Source organism: Allobosea sp. CRIB-10 (assembly GCF_900112185.1).
GTDB lineage: Bacteria > Pseudomonadota > Alphaproteobacteria > Rhizobiales > Beijerinckiaceae > Allobosea.
In genome coordinates this window covers 174,054-191,689 of sequence record NZ_FOKP01000003.1, presented here as the reverse complement: position 1 = coordinate 191,689, position 17,636 = coordinate 174,054, and the positions used below count along the sequence as shown (strand labels likewise).

The 17,636-nt window shown below is 68.4% G+C and carries 22 protein-coding genes; 8 read left to right on the top strand and 14 right to left on the bottom strand.

What is annotated here, in order from left to right; translation table 11 throughout:
- Positions 1-40 precede the first annotated feature (40 nt).
- From BMZ69_RS06025 to BMZ69_RS06015, 3 genes are all read left to right on the top strand, one after another.
- Positions 41-469, top strand: a complete 429-nt coding sequence (locus BMZ69_RS06025) for a nucleoside deaminase (protein ID WP_092155840.1) — start codon at positions 41-43, stop codon at positions 467-469.
- The gene (locus tag BMZ69_RS06020; RefSeq protein ID WP_210187995.1) at positions 469-972 is read left to right on the top strand and encodes a GNAT family N-acetyltransferase; all 504 of its coding nucleotides are present in this window, start codon (positions 469-471) and stop codon (positions 970-972) included. The genes BMZ69_RS06025 and BMZ69_RS06020 overlap by 1 nt, the downstream gene beginning before the upstream one ends.
- 346 nt (positions 973-1,318) lie before the next feature.
- Entirely contained in the window at positions 1,319-1,729 is a 411-nt protein-coding gene (locus BMZ69_RS06015) for a D-Ala-D-Ala carboxypeptidase family metallohydrolase (RefSeq protein WP_092155657.1), read from the top strand.
- Positions 1,730-1,736: 7 nt separating this feature from the next.
- Here the strand turns inward: BMZ69_RS06015 and BMZ69_RS06010 are convergent, their stop codons facing one another.
- On the bottom strand, positions 1,737-2,477 hold the full coding sequence (locus BMZ69_RS06010) for a sulfite exporter TauE/SafE family protein (protein WP_092155656.1): 741 nt from the start codon (positions 2,475-2,477) through the stop codon (positions 1,737-1,739).
- A gap of 156 nt (positions 2,478-2,633) precedes the next feature.
- Between BMZ69_RS06010 and BMZ69_RS06005 the strand changes: the two genes are divergently transcribed.
- Positions 2,634-3,380 carry an ArsR/SmtB family transcription factor gene (locus BMZ69_RS06005; RefSeq protein WP_092155655.1) on the top strand — a complete coding sequence of 249 codons (747 nt, stop codon included), beginning with the start codon at positions 2,634-2,636 and terminating at the stop codon, positions 3,378-3,380.
- On the opposite strand, the gene BMZ69_RS06000 is transcribed toward BMZ69_RS06005, so the two are convergent.
- The 5 genes from BMZ69_RS06000 to purD are packed head-to-tail and all read right to left on the bottom strand — an operon-like array spanning position 3,340 to position 7,169.
- A complete protein-coding gene (locus tag BMZ69_RS06000; protein WP_092155654.1) occupies positions 3,340-4,215 on the bottom strand; it encodes a patatin-like phospholipase family protein in 876 nt (291 codons plus the stop codon). The two genes, BMZ69_RS06005 and BMZ69_RS06000, sit on opposite strands and share 41 nt — an antisense overlap.
- Positions 4,216-4,242: 27 nt before the next feature.
- The gene (locus BMZ69_RS05995) at positions 4,243-5,157 is read right to left on the bottom strand and encodes an alpha/beta fold hydrolase (RefSeq protein WP_092155653.1); all 915 of its coding nucleotides are present in this window, start codon (positions 5,155-5,157) and stop codon (positions 4,243-4,245) included.
- Positions 5,154-5,579, bottom strand: a complete 426-nt coding sequence (locus tag BMZ69_RS05990; protein ID WP_210187994.1) for a type II toxin-antitoxin system VapC family toxin — start codon at positions 5,577-5,579, stop codon at positions 5,154-5,156. The genes BMZ69_RS05995 and BMZ69_RS05990 overlap by 4 nt, the downstream gene beginning before the upstream one ends.
- Positions 5,576-5,830 (bottom strand): type II toxin-antitoxin system VapB family antitoxin, encoded by a 255-nt coding sequence (locus BMZ69_RS05985; protein ID WP_092155652.1) that lies wholly within the window; start codon positions 5,828-5,830, stop codon positions 5,576-5,578. Before BMZ69_RS05985 ends, BMZ69_RS05990 begins: the two co-directional genes overlap by 4 nt.
- Positions 5,831-5,888: 58 nt before the next feature.
- Positions 5,889-7,169 (bottom strand): phosphoribosylamine--glycine ligase, encoded by a 1,281-nt coding sequence (purD, locus tag BMZ69_RS05980; protein ID WP_092155651.1) that lies wholly within the window; start codon positions 7,167-7,169, stop codon positions 5,889-5,891.
- Positions 7,170-7,261: 92 nt separating this feature from the next.
- On the opposite strand from purD, the gene xseA reads away from it, so the two are divergent.
- The gene (gene xseA / locus BMZ69_RS05975; RefSeq protein WP_092155650.1) at positions 7,262-8,773 is read left to right on the top strand and encodes an exodeoxyribonuclease VII large subunit; all 1,512 of its coding nucleotides are present in this window, start codon (positions 7,262-7,264) and stop codon (positions 8,771-8,773) included.
- Positions 8,774-8,887: 114 nt separating this feature from the next.
- Positions 8,888-9,658 carry an SGNH/GDSL hydrolase family protein gene (locus tag BMZ69_RS05970; RefSeq protein WP_092155649.1) on the top strand — a complete coding sequence of 257 codons (771 nt, stop codon included), beginning with the start codon at positions 8,888-8,890 and terminating at the stop codon, positions 9,656-9,658.
- Positions 9,659-9,679: 21 nt separating this feature from the next.
- Here BMZ69_RS05970 and BMZ69_RS05965 read toward each other — a convergent pair whose 3' ends face one another.
- Positions 9,680-10,525, bottom strand: coding sequence for a dienelactone hydrolase family protein (locus BMZ69_RS05965; protein WP_092155837.1), 846 nt, complete (start codon positions 10,523-10,525; stop codon positions 9,680-9,682).
- 119 nt (positions 10,526-10,644) lie between these two features.
- Between BMZ69_RS05965 and BMZ69_RS05960 the strand changes: the two genes are divergently transcribed.
- Positions 10,645-10,866, top strand: coding sequence for a DUF2093 domain-containing protein (locus tag BMZ69_RS05960; RefSeq protein WP_092155648.1), 222 nt, complete (start codon positions 10,645-10,647; stop codon positions 10,864-10,866).
- Here BMZ69_RS05960 and lpxK read toward each other — a convergent pair.
- The 5 genes from lpxK to BMZ69_RS05935 all read right to left on the bottom strand — a co-directional run bounded on the left by lpxK (position 10,834) and on the right by BMZ69_RS05935 (position 15,218).
- Positions 10,834-11,868 carry a tetraacyldisaccharide 4'-kinase gene (lpxK, locus tag BMZ69_RS05955; protein ID WP_092155647.1) on the bottom strand — a complete coding sequence of 345 codons (1,035 nt, stop codon included), beginning with the start codon at positions 11,866-11,868 and terminating at the stop codon, positions 10,834-10,836. The genes BMZ69_RS05960 and lpxK overlap by 33 nt on opposite strands.
- Entirely contained in the window at positions 11,868-13,169 is a 1,302-nt protein-coding gene (locus tag BMZ69_RS05950; protein WP_092155646.1) for a 3-deoxy-D-manno-octulosonic acid transferase, read from the bottom strand. Before BMZ69_RS05950 ends, lpxK begins: the two co-directional genes overlap by 1 nt.
- A complete protein-coding gene (locus BMZ69_RS05945) occupies positions 13,166-13,915 on the bottom strand; it encodes a lysophospholipid acyltransferase family protein (RefSeq protein WP_092155645.1) in 750 nt (249 codons plus the stop codon). Before BMZ69_RS05945 ends, BMZ69_RS05950 begins: the two co-directional genes overlap by 4 nt.
- 26 nt (positions 13,916-13,941) lie before the next feature.
- Positions 13,942-14,184, bottom strand: a complete 243-nt coding sequence (locus tag BMZ69_RS05940; protein WP_092155644.1) for a DUF4170 domain-containing protein — start codon at positions 14,182-14,184, stop codon at positions 13,942-13,944.
- 206 nt (positions 14,185-14,390) lie between these two features.
- Complete coding sequence (locus BMZ69_RS05935) at positions 14,391-15,218, bottom strand: 3'(2'),5'-bisphosphate nucleotidase CysQ (RefSeq protein WP_092155643.1); 828 nt, start codon at positions 15,216-15,218, stop codon at positions 14,391-14,393.
- 249 nt (positions 15,219-15,467) lie between these two features.
- On the opposite strand from BMZ69_RS05935, the gene BMZ69_RS05930 reads away from it, so the two are divergent.
- Positions 15,468-15,995, top strand: coding sequence for a DUF6101 family protein (locus tag BMZ69_RS05930; RefSeq protein WP_092155642.1), 528 nt, complete (start codon positions 15,468-15,470; stop codon positions 15,993-15,995).
- Between the two features lie 99 nt (positions 15,996-16,094).
- Here BMZ69_RS05930 and ubiA read toward each other — a convergent pair whose 3' ends face one another.
- Both ubiA and BMZ69_RS05920 read right to left on the bottom strand, forming a co-directional pair.
- Positions 16,095-17,045 (bottom strand): 4-hydroxybenzoate octaprenyltransferase, encoded by a 951-nt coding sequence (ubiA, locus tag BMZ69_RS05925; RefSeq protein ID WP_092155641.1) that lies wholly within the window; start codon positions 17,043-17,045, stop codon positions 16,095-16,097.
- A 16-nt stretch (positions 17,046-17,061) separates the two neighbouring features.
- The gene (locus tag BMZ69_RS05920; protein ID WP_139218982.1) at positions 17,062-17,529 is read right to left on the bottom strand and encodes a hypothetical protein; all 468 of its coding nucleotides are present in this window, start codon (positions 17,527-17,529) and stop codon (positions 17,062-17,064) included.
- Between the last annotated feature and the right edge of the window lie 107 nt (positions 17,530-17,636).

Genomic DNA, 17,636 nt, shown 5'->3' with positions numbered 1-17,636 from the left:
GATGGGATCGATCGACGCAAAGCAGGTCGAGGTCGCGCCGATGGCGTTGGCGCTCGCCGAAGCGCGCGCTGCGGCGGAGCGTGGCGAGGTGCCGGTCGGGGCTGTGATCGTCCGTGGCGGGCAGGTGCTGGCCAGCGCCGGCAACCGCACGCTCGAGCTGAAGGACCCGACGGCCCATGCCGAGACGCTGGCGATCCGGATCGCCTGCGAAGCCATCCAGTCGGAGCGGCTGATCGATTGCGACCTCTATGTCACGCTCGAACCTTGTCCGATGTGCGCCGCGGCAATCTCCTTCGCCCGGATCAGGCGGCTCTATTTCGGAGCATCCGATCCGAAGGGTGGGGCAGTGGAGAACGGCGTCCGGCTCTATTCCAGCCCCACCTGCCATCACGCGCCCGAGGTCTATGGCGGTCTGAGCGAGCGCGAGGCGGCCGATCTGCTGCGCGACTTCTTCCGAGGGAAGCGCTGATGGCGGAGATGATCCGAACCGCGACCCCGGCTGATGCGGAAGCGATTGCTGCGCTCAACCGTGCAGCCTTCGGCGGCGAGGAGGAAGTCGGAATCGTCGAGCGCCTGCGCGGTGACGGCCTCGTCGCAGTCGAGTTGGTCGCGGAGCAGGGTGGCGCGATCATCGGCCACATCCTGTTGAGCTGGCTGCCGACGGTGATTGACGGCCGCAGCGTGAAGGCTCTGGCGCTCGCTCCCATGGCGGTTCGGCCGGGGCTGCAGAAGCAGGGCATCGGCGGCCGGCTGATCGCGGCGGCGCTCGACCAGGCGAGGGCTGCAGGCGCACAGGCCGTCATCGTGCTCGGCCATCCCGGCTATTATCCGCGCTTCGGCTTCTCGGCAGCGCTGGCACAAAACCTGGCCTCACCCTTCTCCGGCGACGCCTTCATGGCGCTGGAGCTCGTGCCGGGAGCCCTGGCGGGGCAGCGTGGCTCGGTCAGCTACCCCTCCGCGTTCGGGCTGTAGTCGATCGATCCGTCCGCCTGGCGGCCGAGCTGCCGTGCGAATGCTTGAAGAAGCGATGATGGCACTTCAAGAAATAGTATTCGAGCTGTTCTTCAGCAATTTTCACAATTTATGTAATGTATATTTCCTAGTATTTGCTTTTCAATCGCCTAGTTCGATCGACCTAATTCCGATGGAGTAGAGGAGCAGAAAGTTGATCGCTCAGGGCGTTGCTGGCATCCGTTGCCATGTTTTTGCCTCGTATCGCCCGTAGGTCGCCGCTGCACTGCTCGGCCAGACCATGGAATGGTGGCTTGAGCATTCCATTCCCCTAAATCGGTAAATCTCCATTATGCGTAAAGTTGCGTTGGCTGCGCTGTCCGCGGCCTGTTGGTCAGCGTCCCCCTCCTTCGCCGCCGATACCCATCTCGCGAAGATCTCGTTCCAGCCGCAGGTGAAGGGGCTGAGCTGCCTGAAGCCGGAAACCCTCGGCATGATCAAGGAGCTCACCGCGAAGATCGGCCCGATCCAGATCACCTCGACCTGCGGCGGCCGCCACGCCCGCAACTCCCAGCACTATCGCGGCAACGCCATCGATTTCCGCCCGCTCGCCACCTCGCCGCGGAACGCCGCGGCCGCCGCCAAGACGATCGAAGCTGTCGGCGGTGTCGGTTCCTATTCGAACGGCCTCGTCCATGTCGATGTCGGTGACCGCGAGATCGCCTGGTATGGCAAGAAGCGCAGCCGCCGCCTGGCCTATGCTGGGCGCGGGCGTTGAGTTCAGCTCAGAGCAAGGTCCGGACGACCAGATAGCCGCCCAGCGCCAATAGCCCGGCGAAGAAGCAGAGCTTGAAGGTCGCAGCCGAGATCCGCTGGCGGATCGCCTGGCCGAACCACATCCCGGCCAGTGCCGGCAGCAGCGCCAGCAGCGAGGCGCCAGCGACCTTCAGGTCGAGCGCTCCGGCGCCGACAAGCCCGAAGGACAGCGCGATCGTCGAGACGATGAAGGAGAGGCCGAGCGCCTGCACCAGTTCGTCCTTGTCGAAGCCGAGGGCCTGCAGATAGGGCACGGCCGGCAGCACGAAAACGCCGGTCGCGGCGGTGGCGGCGCCGGTGATGACGCCGACCAGCGGGCCGAGCCAGATCTCGGCGCTCGCAGGCACGCGCAGCTTGGCGGCCCTCAAACCGACCAGCGCATAGAGCACCAGCGCGATGCCGAGCCAGAGCGTCGCAGAACCGTCCTTGGCCTTCTCCAAGAGACCGGCACCGGCCCAGGTGCCGACGCAGGTCCCGGCCAGCATCGGCCAGAGCCGGATGGCGATTGCCTTGAGCTTCGGCCCGGTCAGCTGCCAGCTATTGGTGACGAGGTTGGGGATGACCAGCAGCGCGGCGGCCTGTGCCGGCGCCATCACCACGCCGAGCACGCCGACTGCGATCGTCGGCAGGCCGAGCCCGATCACGCCCTTGACGAAGCCGGCGAGCACGAAGGTCGCGGCGATGAAGGTGAGGAGCGTCGTCTGGTCCATGGTCCTGCCAGCCCTGTCGGTCGATTGCGTCGGATCGCTTGTGGCAGTGCTGCCCGGTGCTGTCGCGAGCGGATACTACGGTCCCGGCCGTAGCGTCCCTGCTTGCCTGGACCGGCATGGGCGTCATCATGGCAGCCACAATGGAGGCGTCGAGCCATGGCCATGCACGGACCCTATCTCGCCGAGATCGCGCATCTGATGGGCGACCCCGCCCGCGCCAACATGCTGCACGCGCTGATGGACGGGCGCGCGCTGACGGCAAAGGAACTCGCCTTCCTGGCCGGCGTCGCGCCGCAGACGGCGAGCGGCCACCTTGCCAAGCTGATGCAGGGCGGCCTGCTCGACGTCGCCGTGCAGGGCCGCCATCGCTATTACCGGCTGGCGGGACCGGAGGTGGCTGCCGCGCTGGAAGGGCTGATGGTCCTGTCGGGCGGGCAGGCGAACGGGCGACGCTTGCCCTCGCGCGTCGGCGCCGATCTCGCCCGCGCCCGCACCTGCTACGATCATTTCGCCGGCCGCCTCGGCATCGCTATTCATGATGCGCTCGTCGCCGGTGGGCATCTGACTGTCGCCGACGGCGGCTATGGCCTGACGCGCTCCGGCGTCGCACTCTTCGCCGGGCTCGGGATCGATCCGGCAGCGGCGAGCAAAGGCAGGCGGGCGGCGCTCCGCCCTTGCCTCGACTGGAGCGAGCGCCGGCCGCATCTCGCCGGCTCGCTCGCGGCGGCTTTGGCCTGCCGCTGCTTCGAGGCCGGTTGGGTGATGCGGGTCAGGGACAGCCGTGCCGTCCTCCTGACGGATGAGGGGCGCGCAGCGCTGGAGGCCGGCCTGCCGGGCTTCCGCTGTGACGAGCCAGAGGCCGTCACGCCGCCCGGTCGAGAGCCTCTGACAGCCTCCGCTTGACCTCGTCCTTCGCCGGCTCGGCGGCCTCGAGGATCGCCTGCCAGCGGAAGAAGTCGAGCCCGCCGAAGCCCTCGCCACCGGCGCGGATCAGGATATCCGGCGGCTGGCGCTCGATCATGCGTTGGACCAGCGCCCGCGTCAGGATCTGCGAGACGCCGACCATGGCTTCCAGCGGCTCCGGCACGCGGCTGTCGCTGACGGTCGCCGGCGCGCTGGTGTCGACCGCGAGCACGAGGCGTCCCGGTCCGAGCAGGCGATCATAGGGCAGGGGGTTGATCGCGCCCCCATCGATCAGCACCCGCCCGCCGATCGTCACCGGCTTGACCAGGCCGGGGATCGCCAGCGAGGCGGCGACGGCCGGCGTCAGCGGGCCGCTGCCGAGGATGACCTCGTCATGCAGATGATAGTCGGTCGCGACGCTGAGGAAAGGGATCCCGAGCTCCTCGAAGCGATCAGGCACGGCCTGCGGCCAGAACAGGTCGAGCAGGCGTTCGCCGTCGATCAGCACGGGATTGCCGAGCCCGCCGCGCCAGAGATCGGCGATCTTGCCGATGCGGGCTTCGAGCAGCCTGGCGATCACCCGGGCGCGGTCGCGGAAGCTCGCCTCGACATGGGCGCGCAGATCGCGGCCGGAGAGCCCCGCGGCATAGGCGGCGCCGACGATCGCGCCCATCGACGAGCCGGCGATCAGCGCAGGCTTCAGCCCGAGCTCATCGAGGGCCTCCAGCACCGGGATATGGCTGAGCCCGCGCGCCCCGCCCGAGCCGAGCACGAGGACGAGCTCGGGCCCGGACGGATCGGGCAGGCGGGCAAGGGGGCTGGAGATGCTGGTCATGCCCTGATGTTGCGGTGCGGGAACCGTTCAGGCAACCTCTCTTGCAAGGAAAGGTTTCACCGCCGCGAGCGTGCCCTGCGGATTCTCCTCAGGCAGGAAATGGCCGCTGGCGATCGCCTGTCCCTCCGCCTGCGGCGCGAAGGTCTCGCGCCAGATTGCGAGCGGGCTTGCGCCCTTGGCCGGGATGCCGGCCTCGCCCCAGAGCACCAGCACCGGGCAGAGGATCTTTTTTCCCGCCCCGAGATCGGCCTTGTCGTGCTCGAGATCGGTGGTGGCGCCGGCGCGATAATCCTCGCAGGCGGCATGGATGCGCGAGGGGTCGTTGAAGGATTCGGCGTAGGCGGCCATTGCGAGCGGGTGGAAGGCCTCGATCTTCTTGGCCCGCGTCCAGCTCGCGATCGTGTGGTCGAGCCAGCCGGCGGGGTCGGCCTGGATCAGCTTTTCCGGCACCGGCTCGGGCTGGGCCAGGAAGGTCCAGTGATAGACCTGCATGGCGCGCGCCGCGTTCATGCCGTCCCACATCGAGACGGTCGGCAGGATGTCGAGCAGGACGAGCCGCTCGACCCGGCCGGGATGGTCGAGCGCGAGGCGATAGGCGACGCGGGCGCCGCGGTCATGACCGATCACGGCGAAGCGGTTGAAGCCGAGCGCGCTCATCGCGGCGATGATGTCCTCGCCCATGCCGCGCTTGCTGTAGAGCGCCTTGCCGCCATCGCCATGCGGTGCCGCCGACCAGCCATAGCCGCGCAGATCCGGGCAGACGACGGTATGGGTCTTGGCCAGTTCGCCTGCCATCTCGTGCCATTCGGCATGGGTCTGCGGGAAGCCGTGGATCAGCACCACCGGTGGCCCCTCGCCGCCGACGCGGGCGAAGATCTTGCCGATCGGCCCGTCGATCCAGCGCGCCTCGAAGCCGAGGAAGAGGCTGTCGATATTGGTCATGGCCGCAACTCCTGTGATGCTACGGCCGCGACGAGGTCGGTCCGGCCGAAATCCTCGCCCTTGTAGAGCAGAGGCGCGTTCAAGGATTTGGCAAGAGCATAGGAGAAGCAGTCGCCGAGGTTGAGCTTTGCGGGGTGGCGGCCCTTGCCGAAGCGAGCGAAAGCTTCGGCTGCGAGGACGGCTTGCTTCTGGTCCAGCGGGGCGGCTTCGATGCCAAGATCTTCGAGCAATCTTAGATGCAAGGCGACTGGAGCATCGGCGTTGCGGTTCGTGGAAACCATGAAGCTCTCAACGAAGGTCACCATCGAGCAGAAGTTGGCGGCACTGGCGTTGAGCGCGGCGAGCAGCCTGTCTCGTTCAGGCTCGTTGCGAAGGATGGCGATGATCGCCGAGCTGTCGACGACGATCGGCGAGCTGATCACGAGGGAAGGCCGTTCTCATCGTAGCCAATGATTTCGTCATCGGTCAGATGCTCGTTGATCCTGGGATAGGAGCGGATTTCAGCGAGCGTTCGCTCCAGCTTCTCCATGTCGATCCGTCCCTTGCGTGGGGGCAGCTCAGCGAGCTCGCGCTCCGCCGCTGACTTGACCGCATCGGTGATCGTCTTGCCCGTGCGTGCGGCCAGTTCGCGGACGATACGGTCGGTCTCGGGATCCTTGATCAGGATGACCATGGCATCCTCGCGTATATATCGCTTGCTTCTCGATATATATGACGTCTCGCTCGCCCTGTCAGCCTTCGCGCTCGCGCTTCACCGCCTGCCAGCCGATGTCGCGCCGGCAGAAGCCGCCCGGCCAGTCGATCAGGTCGACCGCGGCATAGGCCTTGGCCTGCGCCTCGCTGACGCTCCTGCCGAGAGCCACCACATTGAGTACGCGTCCGCCATTGGCGACGATCTCTTCGCCGTTTGCCTGCGTGCCGGCGTGGAAGACGAGCACGTCCTTGGCGGCCGCAGCCTTGTCGATGCCCTTGATGACGCTGCCCTTCTCCGGCGTGCCGGGATAGCCCTTCGCCGCCATCACAACCGTCAGCGCGACCTCGTCGGACCAGCGCAGGTCGACGGCATTGAGCACGCCGTCGCGGGCGGCGAGCAGCGCCGGCACCAGGTCGCTCTTCAGCCGCGGCATCAGCACCTCGCATTCGGGATCGCCGAAGCGGGTGTTGTATTCGATCAGCTTGGGACCATCCGCCGTGATCATCAGCCCGGCGAAGAGCACGCCCTTGAACGGCGTGCCGCGCTGGTTCATGCCGGCCAGGGTCGGCCGGACGATCTCAGCCATGACCTGCTCTTCCATTGCCTTGGTCATGACTGGAGCCGGCGAATAGGCGCCCATGCCGCCGGTGTTCGGGCCGGTGTCGCCGTCGAAGGCGCGCTTGTGGTCCTGGGCCGAGGCGAGGGGCAGGGCATGGGTGCCGTCGCAGAGCGCGAAGAAGCTGGCTTCCTCGCCGACCATCCATTCCTCGATCACCACCTCGGCGCCGGCGGCACCGAGCCCGCCCGAGAACATCATCGCCAGCGCGTCATTGGCCTGCTCGATGGTCTCGGCCATGATCACGCCTTTGCCGGCCGCGAGACCGTCGGCCTTGATCACCAGCGGCGCACCGGTTTTCGCGACATATGCCTTCGCCGCGGCCTCGTCGGTGAAGCGGGCGAAGGCGGCGGTCGGGATGCCGAACTCGGCGCAGAGTTCCTTGGTGAAGGCCTTCGAGCCTTCGAGCTGCGCCGCCGCCCTGGAAGGGCCGAAGCTCTTGATGCCCGCAGCTTCGAGGTCGTCGACGATCCCCTCGACCAGCGGGCCTTCCGGCCCGACGACGACGAGGCCGACGCCCATCAGCTTGCAGAAATCGGCGACGGCGCGGTGGTCGGCGATATCGAGCACGACATTCTCGCCGCATTGCGCAGTGCCGGGATTGCCGGGCGCGATGAAGAGCTTGTCGCAGAGCGGGGAGGCCGAGATCGCCCAGGCCAGGGCATGCTCACGCCCGCCGGACCCGATCAGAAGAATGTTCATCGCATCTCTCCGCTTGCTCGAAGGCGCAATAGCTGCCGCGCGCTGACGGAGCAACGCTTCTGCTCGCGTCCTCGTGTCGTTAAATACGATCCATGGACAGCGAATCGCCTCAACCCGCCGGCAACGCCCCCGAATGGTCGGTCTCCGACCTCTCCGGCGCGCTCAAGCGCACGCTGGAGGACGCCTTCGGTTTCGTGCGCGTCCGCGGCGAAATCTCCGGCTATCGCGGGCCGGTCGGCTCCGGCCATGTCTATTTCTCGCTGAAGGACGCCAACGCCAAGATCGACGCCGTGATCTGGAAGGGCGTGTTCGGCCGGCTGAAGACCAAGCCCCAGGAAGGGCTCGAGGTGATCGCCACCGGCAAGATCACCACCTTCGCCGGCAAGTCGAGCTACCAGATCATCATCGATTCGCTGGAGCCGGCCGGCATCGGCGCGCTGATGGCGCTGCTGGAGGAACGCAGGAAGAAGCTCGCGGCCGAGGGACTGTTCGATCCGGGCCGCAAGCAGCTCATCCCGTTCCTGCCGCGCGTCGTCGGCGTCGTGACGTCACCGACCGGCGCCGTCATCCGCGACATCCTGCACCGGCTGGAGGAGCGCTTTCCGCGCCATGTCCTGGTTTGGCCGGTGCGCGTCCAGGGCGAGACCAGTGCGGCCGAGGTCGCCAATGCGATCACCGGATTCAATGCGCTTCCCGAGAACGGCCGGATCCCGCGCCCCGATGTGATCATCGTCGCGCGTGGCGGCGGCTCGCTCGAAGACCTGATGGGCTTCAATGAGGAGGTGGTGGTGCGCGCCGCCGCCGCCTCGCTGATCCCGCTGGTCTCGGCCGTCGGCCACGAGACCGATGTCACCCTGATCGACCATGCCGCCGATCTGCGCAGCCCCACGCCGACCGGCGCAGCCGAAAAGGTCGTGCCGGTTCGGGCCGAATTGCTGGCGCAGGTGACCGACCTGTCGCGCCGGCTGTCGGGAGCGACCCTGCGCCTGTCAGAGCGGCGCCGGAGCGATCTGCGCGCGCTCGCCCGCGCTTTGCCGACGCCCGAAACCTTGCTGGCGGCGCCGCGCCAGCGGCTCGATCTCGCAGCGGCCAAGCTTGGCCCGGCCCTGGCCCGTAACGCCCGCGCCTATGAGCAGCGCCTCGCCCAACTCGACCGGCGCCTGCATGCGCAATCGCCGGCGGCGCGGCTCGCGACCCATGCGGCTCGGCTCGACGGACTCGGCAAGCGCCTCGCGGCGGCGCGGGGTGCACTGCTTCGCGCCGAGCGCGACCGCATCGCCCGTGCCGGCGACCGGCTTGACGCGATCACTGCGCGCGCGGTCGCGGCCTTCAGCCGTCAGATCCAGCGCCGCCGCGACCGGCTCGACGGCGTCTGGGCGCTCGCCGCCTCGCTCGGGCCGCAGGCGGTGCTGGCGCGCGGCTATGCGCTGGTGCGCGACGAGGACGGCAATCTGCTGCGCAGCGCTGCGGCGGCGCGGCCGGGATTGGCCCTGCAGGTCACGCTGGCCGATGGCAGTTTCGGTGCGATCGTGCCGGGCGGGGGCGCGCCTCGACAGGCCTCCCGCAAGCCGGCCGGCGGGAGCGGGCAGGGCGATCTGTTCTGACATTCCGAAAACCGCTCATTCACCACCAATTTGGGTGAGCCGGCTCCCGTTCAGACAGCGTTCAGCTAGCTCTGGATAATCGCTGGCTGATAGCGGTTGGGGGAATGCTCCTTGATGCTCGCCGGTTTCCGGACAGGCCTTGCTTGCGCCTTTGCGATGCTTGCCTTCATCGGCCTGCCGCCGCAGCAGGCGAGCGCATCCGAATTCATCTGCAAGCCGACGACTCTGACGCGCGATGCCGCCGATCTCGCTTCGGCCTGGAGCAAGGGCAGCTCCTCCTTGCGCATCCTCGCCATCGGCTCGTCCTCGACCGAAGGGATCGGCGCCAGCGGCAAGGACAAGACCTATCCGGCTCGGCTCAGCTCATTGCTGCGCGAGGGGCTCTCTGGCCGATCCATCGAGATGGTCAATGCCGGCATCGGCGGCGAGACCGCGCCGCAGACGCTCTCGCGTCTCAAGGGCGCCTTGGCGGACGGCCGCTACGATCTGGTGATCTGGCAGGTCGGGACCAACGACGCCGTGACCGGCGGCGATCTCGGCACCTTCCGCAATCTCGTCGCCGACGGGATCGCGGCTGCCAAGCGGGCCAAAACCCGGCTCGTCATCCTCGACCCGCAGTTCTATCCCGGCATCAAGGAGACGGCGCGCTATCGCGCCTATGTCGACGCCATCGCCGAAATCGCCCGGGCGCAGGCTGTCCCGGTGCTCTCCCGCTATCAGGCGATGCTGGGCTGGTACCAGCGCGATGCTGATGGTTTCATGGCCGCGCTCGCCGGCGACCGCTTCCATATGAGCGATGCCGGCTATGCCTGCCTGGCGCAGGACATTGCGCGTTCGCTTCTCGGCGACAAGCCCGCTGTGGCGCTCGCAGCCTCGGTGCGATAGCCACCCGAGGCCTCCGCCGGCTTATTTGCCCATCAGGAAGGCCTTGACCCGCTTGATCGCGTCGTCGCGTGCTGCGGGGTCGGTGCCGATCGTGACCTTGCCGGTCCCGGAGGCCGAATAGGCGACGCCTTCCTTCTCGCGCTTGTCCAGGCGGGGGTGATCGAAATCATGCACCGCGCCGGGATAGAGCACGAGCTCGACCGGCTCGCCGCGAGCGCGGGCGGATTTGGCGAGGAAGTCGCAAGGGCCGGGCGGCGTCCAGTCGTCGGCATCGCCCATCAGGATCAGGGTCGGCAGGCGCGCCTCGAAGCTGCCCGACTCCGACTGGGTGCGGCAGCCCGGATAGAACGCCACGGCGCGGGTGAAATCGGGCTGGCGGTCGGCCGGCCTGCGGTCCTTGCGGATCGCGGCGAGCAGGGTCGAGCCGCCGCCGGACCAGCCCAGCAACGCGATCGCGTCGCGGCGCACATCGGGGCGGTCCTGCAGCCAGCGGCGGGCCGCCATCGCGTCGCCGACGCGCTCGCGGCTGGCGCGAATGGTGACGTCCTTGACGCCGCATTGCGAACCGAGTCCGCGCGAGCCGTAGCTGTCGGGCATCAGCACGATCAGTCCGGTCGCGGCCAGGCGCTCACCCCAATCGCTGTGCCGTGTCGAGAGCTTGTTCGGCTCGCGCCAGAGGCCCCCGCAACCATGCAGGGCGACGACCGCGGGGAAAGGGCCCGGCCCCGCCGGGCGGAACATCACCGCATCGAGCTGGTAGTCGTCGTGTGGGATACGGACGCGTTCGTAGCCGCCCGCGATCGCGGGCGCCGCGAGCAGGGAGAGTAGACCAATCGCCAGGGTCTTGGCGCGGGTCAGGCTGGACATCATCGCAACTGACGCTATCACAGAAAGACCATGCTGGAACAATGCGTTGATTCAGAGATGGTTGCGCCGTACTGCAACCTGTACGTTAGCTTTCCGCCGCTCGATCGCCCGGCTCCGTGATGAACATCAACGAACGCCTGCCTCCCTCCGGATCGGAAGCGCTGGTCGATTACGGCCATGGCGAGTTCCGTGTCGTGCGTCCCGGCGCCTTCGTCCGCTGCGCCGTCACCGGCGCGCCGATCCGGCTCGAGGATCTGCGCTACTGGTCTGTGGACTGGCAGGAGGCCTATGTCTCGCCCGAGGCCGTGCTATTGCGCTTGCGCCGTGCCGGGCGCGCCTGACCGGGTTTTTGCAAGGCATTCGCGCAACAGCGCATCGAGGGCCGCTTCGTCCTCGAAGGCTAGCGCAACCGGCACGCATAGCAGCAGCGAGCGCTCCGCCGCGGGCCAGAGCGGCGCCAGCTTGACCATGTCCTTCTCGGTGACGGCGATGCGGCAGGCTTTCGCTTTCGCCTCGGTGATCAGCGCCGTGACCTCGCCCGCCGTATAGGCGTGATGGTCGCCATAGGCGTGCTCGCCGATGAGCCGGACTCTGGCGGCGCGCAATGTCGCCGCGAACTTCCCGGGCCGGCCGATTCCCGATACCGCCAGAACCGGCAGGCCGGCGAGCTGCGCCTGGATATCGGCTGGCGGTACGAGCCTCGCTCGCAGCACGCCTTTGCCGGCAGCGGCTGCCGCGGCAGCGACATGCTCGCCTGCCGCGCCTTCGCCGATCAGGACGATCGCATCGATCTGCCCGAGCTGGCCGGCGAGCGGCGCACGGAGCGGTCCGGCCGGCAGGCACAGGCCGTTGCCGACGCCGACCGCGCCGTCGACCACCGCCAGCCGCAGATCCTTGTGCAGCGAGGGGTTCTGCAGCCCGTCATCCATCAGGACGAGGCTGGCGCCGGCCTCGCGCGCGAGCAAAGCGCCCGCAGGCCGTTCGCGGGCCACGATCGTCGGCAGGCGGGAGGCCAGCAGCAGTGGTTCATCGCCGACATCCCCGGGACCGTGCTGGGCCGGGTCGACACGCAAAGGGCCGGGCAGCCTGCCGCCATAGCCACGGGTCAGAGCGAAGGGCGTCTCGCCCAGCGCAGAGAGCCTGGAGGCGAGCGCCAGAGTGGTCGGCGTCTTGCCGGCGCCGCCCGCGACGAAATTCCCGACGCAGATCACCGGGATGCCGGTCTCGGCGCCGGGGCGACGCATTCGCTGCAGCGTGATCGCGCCGTAGAGCGCTCCGAAGGGTTGCAGCAGCCAGGCGAGGGCGGATGGCGGCGAGCGCCACCAGAAGCCCGGCGCGCGCATCACTCCACGCTCTCCCGTTGACCGATCGTGGCGCGCAGCAGCAGTGGCTCGATCGCCTGGACCGTGCGGTCGAGCGCGCCGCTGAGCTCGGTGCTGGTGCGGGCCGCGGCTCGTGCGGCCTGGCGGGCTGCGGCCGGATCGCTGAGCCAGCGATGCACGGCCTGGGCGAGCTCCTGCCGGTCGGCGACCTGGATGGCGCCGCCGCCGGCGTCGAAAGCGGCGAAGAGATCGGCGGATTTGTGGATGAGCGGGCCATGCAGCAGGGCGCAGCCGAGCTTGGCCGGCTCGATCGGGTTGTGGCCGCCGATCGGGGCGAGCGAGCCACCGATGAAGGCGACCGGCGCCAGCCGGTAGAACAGGCCGAGATCGCCGAGCGTGTCGGCGATGTAGAAGTCGATGTCGCGCTCGGGCAGGTGGCCGAGCGAACGGCGGGCGCTGGCGACGCCGTTGGCCTGCGCCAACGCCGCGACCTCGCCGCCACGATCGGGATGGCGCGGCACGACGATGGTGAGGAGCTTGGGCAGATGCGCGCTGACACCGAGATGGGCGGCGAGCACGTCCTCCTCCTCGCCCGGATGGGTCGAGGCGGCGACCCAGACCGGCCGGCCGGCGACAAGGCCATCGAGCAAAGCGAGCGTATTGGGATCGGCCGGCAGCGCGGGAACGTCGAATTTGAGATTGCCGGCGATGCTGACGCGTGGCGCGCCGAGCTGGGCGAGGCGCTGCCCGTCCTCCTGCGACTGCGCCAGGCAGCGGTCGAAGCCGGAGAGCAGATAGCGCGAGGTCTTGGGGAGTTTGTACCAGCGCCGGAAGGAGCGCTCCGACATGCGCGCATTGACCAGGACGAGCGGCACGCCGCGCTTGCCGGATTCGATCATCAGGTTCGGCCAGATCTCGGATTCGCAGATCAGGCCGAGATCGGGCTGCCAATGGTCGAGGAAGCGGCGCATATAGCGCGGCACGTCCAGCGGCAGGAACTGGTGGATCGTCCCGGCCGGCAGCCGCTGCGACAAAAGCCGCGCCGAGGTCACGGTGCCCGAGGTCACCAGCACCGCGAGCCCGCGCCGCTGCAGGCGTTCGATCAGCGGCAGCAGCGTCACCGTCTCGCCGACGCTGGCGCCGTGCAGCCAGACCAGCGTCTTCGCCGGCCGCTCGACGCTCGGATGCCCGCGCCGCTCCGAGAGCCGGGCCGGATCCTCCTTGCCGCGCCGGCGTCGCCAGAGCAGCAGGCCGGCGGCGGCCGGCTCAAGCAGGGCGGTCAGCGTCCGATAGACCTGGATGATGAAGCTGCGGCCGATCATGCGGCGTCGGCTCTGGCAAGAGCCTTTGCGGCCTGGGCCTCGCGCAGGCCGGCGCCGGGGTCGCGCGCGCCGATCAGCGCATAAGCGCGCTCGTGCACGGCATCCAGCCCCGCCTGGACGGCGAGGCGCGCCGCCTCGCAGGTCGCCTCATCCGCCTCGCGCGCGACCCGCACGGGATCGCCGACGACGATGGCGCCGCGGCCGAAGGGCAGGCCGATCGAGGCGCGATCCCAGCTGTTGAAGTCGATCCGCCGGCTGGTCACCACCGCTATCGGGTGGATTGGCCGCCCCGAGGCGCGCGCCAATTGGACGATGCCCGGGCCGCAGATGCGGGCGCGCTTGGGGATGTCGGCGGTCAGCACCATGGTGTCGCCGGCGGCGAGCCGCCGGACCATGGCGAGGAAGGCGGGCGCGCCGCCCTTCTCGCGGACCTTCTTGCCCGAGGCGCCCGATCCGCGGATCGCGCCGATGCCGAGCTCGCGCAGCGCCACTGCGTTGAAGCCGCCATCGCCATGGCGCGAGACCAGCGAGCAGGATGGCATCCAGTCCGGCCGGGCGAACGGGATCATGACGTGCTGGCCGTGCCACATCGCGATGATCAGCGGCAGCTCGCCGCGGACCTGCTCATAGACATCGGCCGGCTCGACGACGAAGCGGTTCGTGCGCCGGACCAGGCGCAGATAATAGGCGAGGCTGCGCCCGAGCGCCTCCTGCGCGAACTTCGTCTTGAGCAGCGAAAATCCCATCGAACCGGACTGTAGCGTCTTTCAGATCAGCTCTGGGCTGTCGAGGGATCGAGCAGGCGATGCAGGTGGACGACGAAATAGCGGGTCTGGGCCTGATCGACGGTCTGTTGCGCCTTCGCCTTCCAAGCGGCATGGGCGGCGGCGTAATTGGGGTAGACGCCGACAATGTCGAGCTTGGAGAGGTCCTTGAACTCGACTCCGTCGAGCGAGCTCAGTTCGCCGCCGATCACGAGGTGCAGCAGCTGCTTGGTGTCCTGGCTCGTGCTCATCGTCCGTCTCCGATCGGTGTCCTGAAAATCTCTGCCGACAGCGAGCCGACGCATGGCCGGACCTGCCCCGACCGTGCTCGCCCGCATTTTCGCCGTGCGATCAGATAAGCCATCAGCTGCGCGCACGCGAGGGCCGATCGCCAACAAATTGCGGTTATTTCCGGCAGTTTATGCCCTGACGTCGCGGCAGCGGCGTTGCGCCGCGCTCACCCATGCTGCGGCTGGCTTTCGCGCAAGCGACGCAGCGCCTCGGCGAGCGGCGCGGCGAGGCCGCTCCCGGATGCCATCAGCATGCCATGGACCGGCACCTCGCGGTTATAGCTCAAGGAAGCGCCTTCCGCGGTCACGACCCGCCCGTCGGCTTCGGCGAGGATGAGGTCGGCGGCGGCGAGGTCCCAGTCGCGCGCATCGGGCGAAACCAGCCCGGCATCGATGCTGCCGTCGGCGATGCGGGTCAGGCGCAGCGCCAGCGACGGAATCTTGTCGGCGGCGATGAAGCTCTCATGTCGTGCCAGCGCCTCGAGCATCGGCTTGGGGCCGGCGATGCGGGCGCCGGTGAGCGTCGCGAGACCGGTCGTCCGGATCGGTCTGCCATTGCTCAGCGCACCGCCGCCGCCGGTCGCCGTATAGGTCGTCGCTGCCGCGGGCGCATGCACGACGCCGAGGACGGGCCTGCCTTCGTCGAGCAGGGCGACGCAGACCGCCCAATCGGGCGAGCCCGACATGAAGGCGCGGGTGCCGTCGATCGGGTCGACCACCCAGACGAAGCGGCGCGACAGGCGGATCGTATCGTCGGCCGTCTCCTCCGAGAGCCAGGCCGCCTCCGGCAGCAGGGCCGAGAGGCGCATGTTCAGGAAGGTGTCGACGCCGATATCGGCTTCCGTCACCGGCGAGCCGCCGGCCTTGGACCAGGTTTTCGCCGCGGTCTTCGCGCCGGGGCGGAACAGGTCGAGCGCGAGCCCACCGGCTTCGCGGCAAGCGGCTTCGACGGCGGGCAGAAGTTCACGGGCGATTGGCAGTGGTGTCGATGTCATCGGGCTTCGTTACGGCTTTGCGAGGCGGATGAACAATGAAAAAGCCACCATCGCCAGAAAGATTCCGTCAAGCATCAACCGGGAAACCGACCGGAAGAGGGCCGAAAACCGCTTCATCACCTTTGTTTAACCCTCAAGCTTAAGCGCTCGGACAACCCTTGCGGCCAATCTCGTGCCTGCAAAGTCCGAGAACCCCGCATCGCCAGAGGGTTCCGGGCAGCAGGGATTTGAAGAGAGGCGTTAAAACCGATGGCCAGCGTCACGCCGGCTGCCGGGGATGTCGGCTGCGCGCCGATCTTCCCCGGCAGCGCACATAACCAGAGCGGACAGCCCTCACAGCCGGCGCCTGCGCCGCAGCAGTCCGACGGACCCCGCATCGAGCGCGTCGGGCCGGTACGCATCCTGCGCGGCGGCTCTGGTTGGCGCGGCATCGCGCTGCGCCTCGCCGGCGCCGCGATCGCCGACGATGACCGTTTCCAGCTCGCTCTGACCGCTGGCGATGGCCGCTCGGTCGTCGTCGCCGTTCTCGACCAGGACGATGCCATCGCCGTCTGGCGCGATGCCGGCCGGGTCAGCGGCCTGCCGCTTCTGCTCGAAACCAGCGACGGCGCGATCACCGAGCCTTATCCGCAGGTCGGCCGGGTCGCGCTGGGTGCGATCCGCATCCGCCGTCGGCATGCCTTGCTCGCCGGCCGCCGGCCGCGCTTCCTGACCCGGCGCAAGACCAGCCGCTTGGCCGAGCGCCCGGTGGTGATCAAGGGTGAGGTTCTATCCTAGAGCAATTCCGCAATTCTTCGAATCGCGGAAATGTTCTAGATCCTTGTTTTATCGCATTTTCTTCACGCGAACCGGTGTCCACTTCGCCTAAAAAATGCTCTAGAACGCGAACTTCACCAGCGCGTCGAGCGCAAAGCCGGCTGCGAGCAGCAGGCCGGCATGCCAGTTCGACCGGAACAGCTTCAACGCCGTGGGCCCGTCGGCCCCGGCAATGCTGTGGACCTGCCAGCCCAGGTGCAGCGCGAACAGCCCGAGACCGATGAAGGCGACGGGCCCCGCGCCCGCGAGCCAGGCAGCGACGCCGGCGAGCGCGATCGTCGCGCCATAGCAGAGCCCGACCGCCTGCTGGGTGAAGGCGCCGAAATAGCGGGCGCTCGACTTGATCCCGGCGATCACGTCGTCCTCGATGTCCTGCATCGCGTAGATCGTGTCGTAGCCGATCGTCCAGAACACCGCGGCGGCATAGATCAGATAGGCCGGGGCATCCAGTTGGCCGAACACCGCGCTCCAGCCGACGAGCCCGCCCCAGGAGAAGGCGAGGCCGAGCACGAATTGCGGCATGTTGGTGATCCGCTTCATGAACGGGTAGATCGCGACGATCGCCAGCGAGGCGATGCCGGCGATCACCGTGAAGCGATTGAACTGCAGCAGCACGACGAAGCCGACCAGCGACAGGCCGACCATGAAGAGGGCGGCCTGCTTCGGGCTGACCTGACCGGAGGGCAAGGGCCGGCCGCGGGTGCGCGCCACTTGCGCGTCGAGCTTGCGGTCGACGATGTCGTTGAAGGTCGAGCCGGCGCCGCGCATCACGATCGCGCCGATCAGGAAAAAGAGGCAGTGCCAGAGATTGGGGAAAGGCAGCCCGGCCGAGATCGCCGCGAGCCCGGCGGCCCACCAGCACGGCAGCAGCAAGAGCTGCCAGCCGATCGGGCGCTCGATCCTGGCGAGCTTGAGATAGGGGCGCAGGCGTTTCGGCGCGCGCGTATCGACCCAATGGCCCTTGAGCGCGTCGGGAAGCGGCGTGTCGGTGACGTTTGGGGACGACGCCATGGCGGCGCCGGCCGATTTAGAGCGCGCCCTGCGGCACGCGCATCGGGCCGCCGGTGATGGAATCGGCGCCGCCGAACGGGTTGGCGCTCTGCTGCTGTGCCTGCTGCTGGGCGCGGCGCTGCATCTGCGCCTGCTGCTTCACCGCATTGCAGGCCTGGCCGCGAACCGCGCCAGCCTTCTCGTTGTCGGCCTTCATGCCCTCGACGAAGGTCGGCGGAATCTGGCACCAGTCCTGATTGGCCGTGGCGAACTTGATCAAGGTGTTGCCGTTGCCGACCAGCCGGCCCAGGATGCTGCAGGCCTGCTGCGGCGTCATCTTGCGCTTGGCCTTGGCGTTCGCATTGAGCTGCCCGACGATCGACTGGCGCTCCTGCATCAGCTTCTGGATGTTCTCGCAGCCCGAGGGCACCTGCGCCAATGCCGGCTCGGCCAGGCCCAGCCCAGCCAGCATCGCCGCCAGCTTCAGGGTCGCGTATCGCCGCATCATCCGCTCCGCTCTTGTCCCGTCACCCACGCCCGTCCCGGCGCTGCGGGCCTTTCCATAACAGCCAGAGCCGTGCGCCAACAAGCGCCGGCTCGCATTTCGCCTCG

What these genes read in the sequence shown, in the direction of transcription:
- BMZ69_RS05950 (WP_092155646.1), bottom strand. Translation starts at nt 13,169, where the DNA reads ATGATCGGCCGCAGCTTCATCATCCAGGTCTATCGGACGCTGACCGCC.
- BMZ69_RS05920 (WP_139218982.1), bottom strand. Translation starts at nt 17,529, where the DNA reads ATGCGGCGATACGCGACCCTGAAGCTGGCGGCGATGCTGGCTGGGCTG.
- BMZ69_RS05970 (WP_092155649.1), top strand. Translation starts at nt 8,888, where the DNA reads ATGCTCGCCGGTTTCCGGACAGGCCTTGCTTGCGCCTTTGCGATGCTT.
- purD (WP_092155651.1), bottom strand. Translation starts at nt 7,169, where the DNA reads ATGAACATTCTTCTGATCGGGTCCGGCGGGCGTGAGCATGCCCTGGCC.
- lpxK (WP_092155647.1), bottom strand. Translation starts at nt 11,868, where the DNA reads ATGCGCGCGCCGGGCTTCTGGTGGCGCTCGCCGCCATCCGCCCTCGCC.
- BMZ69_RS05935 (WP_092155643.1), bottom strand. Translation starts at nt 15,218, where the DNA reads ATGACATCGACACCACTGCCAATCGCCCGTGAACTTCTGCCCGCCGTC.
- BMZ69_RS06020 (WP_210187995.1), top strand. Translation starts at nt 469, where the DNA reads ATGGCGGAGATGATCCGAACCGCGACCCCGGCTGATGCGGAAGCGATT.
- BMZ69_RS06010 (WP_092155656.1), bottom strand. Translation starts at nt 2,477, where the DNA reads ATGGACCAGACGACGCTCCTCACCTTCATCGCCGCGACCTTCGTGCTC.
- BMZ69_RS06025 (WP_092155840.1), top strand. Translation starts at nt 41, where the DNA reads ATGGCGTTGGCGCTCGCCGAAGCGCGCGCTGCGGCGGAGCGTGGCGAG.
- BMZ69_RS05945 (WP_092155645.1), bottom strand. Translation starts at nt 13,915, where the DNA reads ATGGGATTTTCGCTGCTCAAGACGAAGTTCGCGCAGGAGGCGCTCGGG.
- BMZ69_RS05930 (WP_092155642.1), top strand. Translation starts at nt 15,468, where the DNA reads ATGGCCAGCGTCACGCCGGCTGCCGGGGATGTCGGCTGCGCGCCGATC.
- BMZ69_RS05985 (WP_092155652.1), bottom strand. Translation starts at nt 5,830, where the DNA reads ATGGTCATCCTGATCAAGGATCCCGAGACCGACCGTATCGTCCGCGAA.
- BMZ69_RS05940 (WP_092155644.1), bottom strand. Translation starts at nt 14,184, where the DNA reads ATGAGCACGAGCCAGGACACCAAGCAGCTGCTGCACCTCGTGATCGGC.
- xseA (WP_092155650.1), top strand. Translation starts at nt 7,262, where the DNA reads ATGGACAGCGAATCGCCTCAACCCGCCGGCAACGCCCCCGAATGGTCG.
- BMZ69_RS06000 (WP_092155654.1), bottom strand. Translation starts at nt 4,215, where the DNA reads ATGACCAGCATCTCCAGCCCCCTTGCCCGCCTGCCCGATCCGTCCGGG.
- BMZ69_RS05995 (WP_092155653.1), bottom strand. Translation starts at nt 5,157, where the DNA reads ATGACCAATATCGACAGCCTCTTCCTCGGCTTCGAGGCGCGCTGGATC.
- BMZ69_RS05965 (WP_092155837.1), bottom strand. Translation starts at nt 10,525, where the DNA reads ATGTCCAGCCTGACCCGCGCCAAGACCCTGGCGATTGGTCTACTCTCC.
- BMZ69_RS06005 (WP_092155655.1), top strand. Translation starts at nt 2,634, where the DNA reads ATGGCCATGCACGGACCCTATCTCGCCGAGATCGCGCATCTGATGGGC.
- ubiA (WP_092155641.1), bottom strand. Translation starts at nt 17,045, where the DNA reads ATGGCGTCGTCCCCAAACGTCACCGACACGCCGCTTCCCGACGCGCTC.
- BMZ69_RS05960 (WP_092155648.1), top strand. Translation starts at nt 10,645, where the DNA reads ATGAACATCAACGAACGCCTGCCTCCCTCCGGATCGGAAGCGCTGGTC.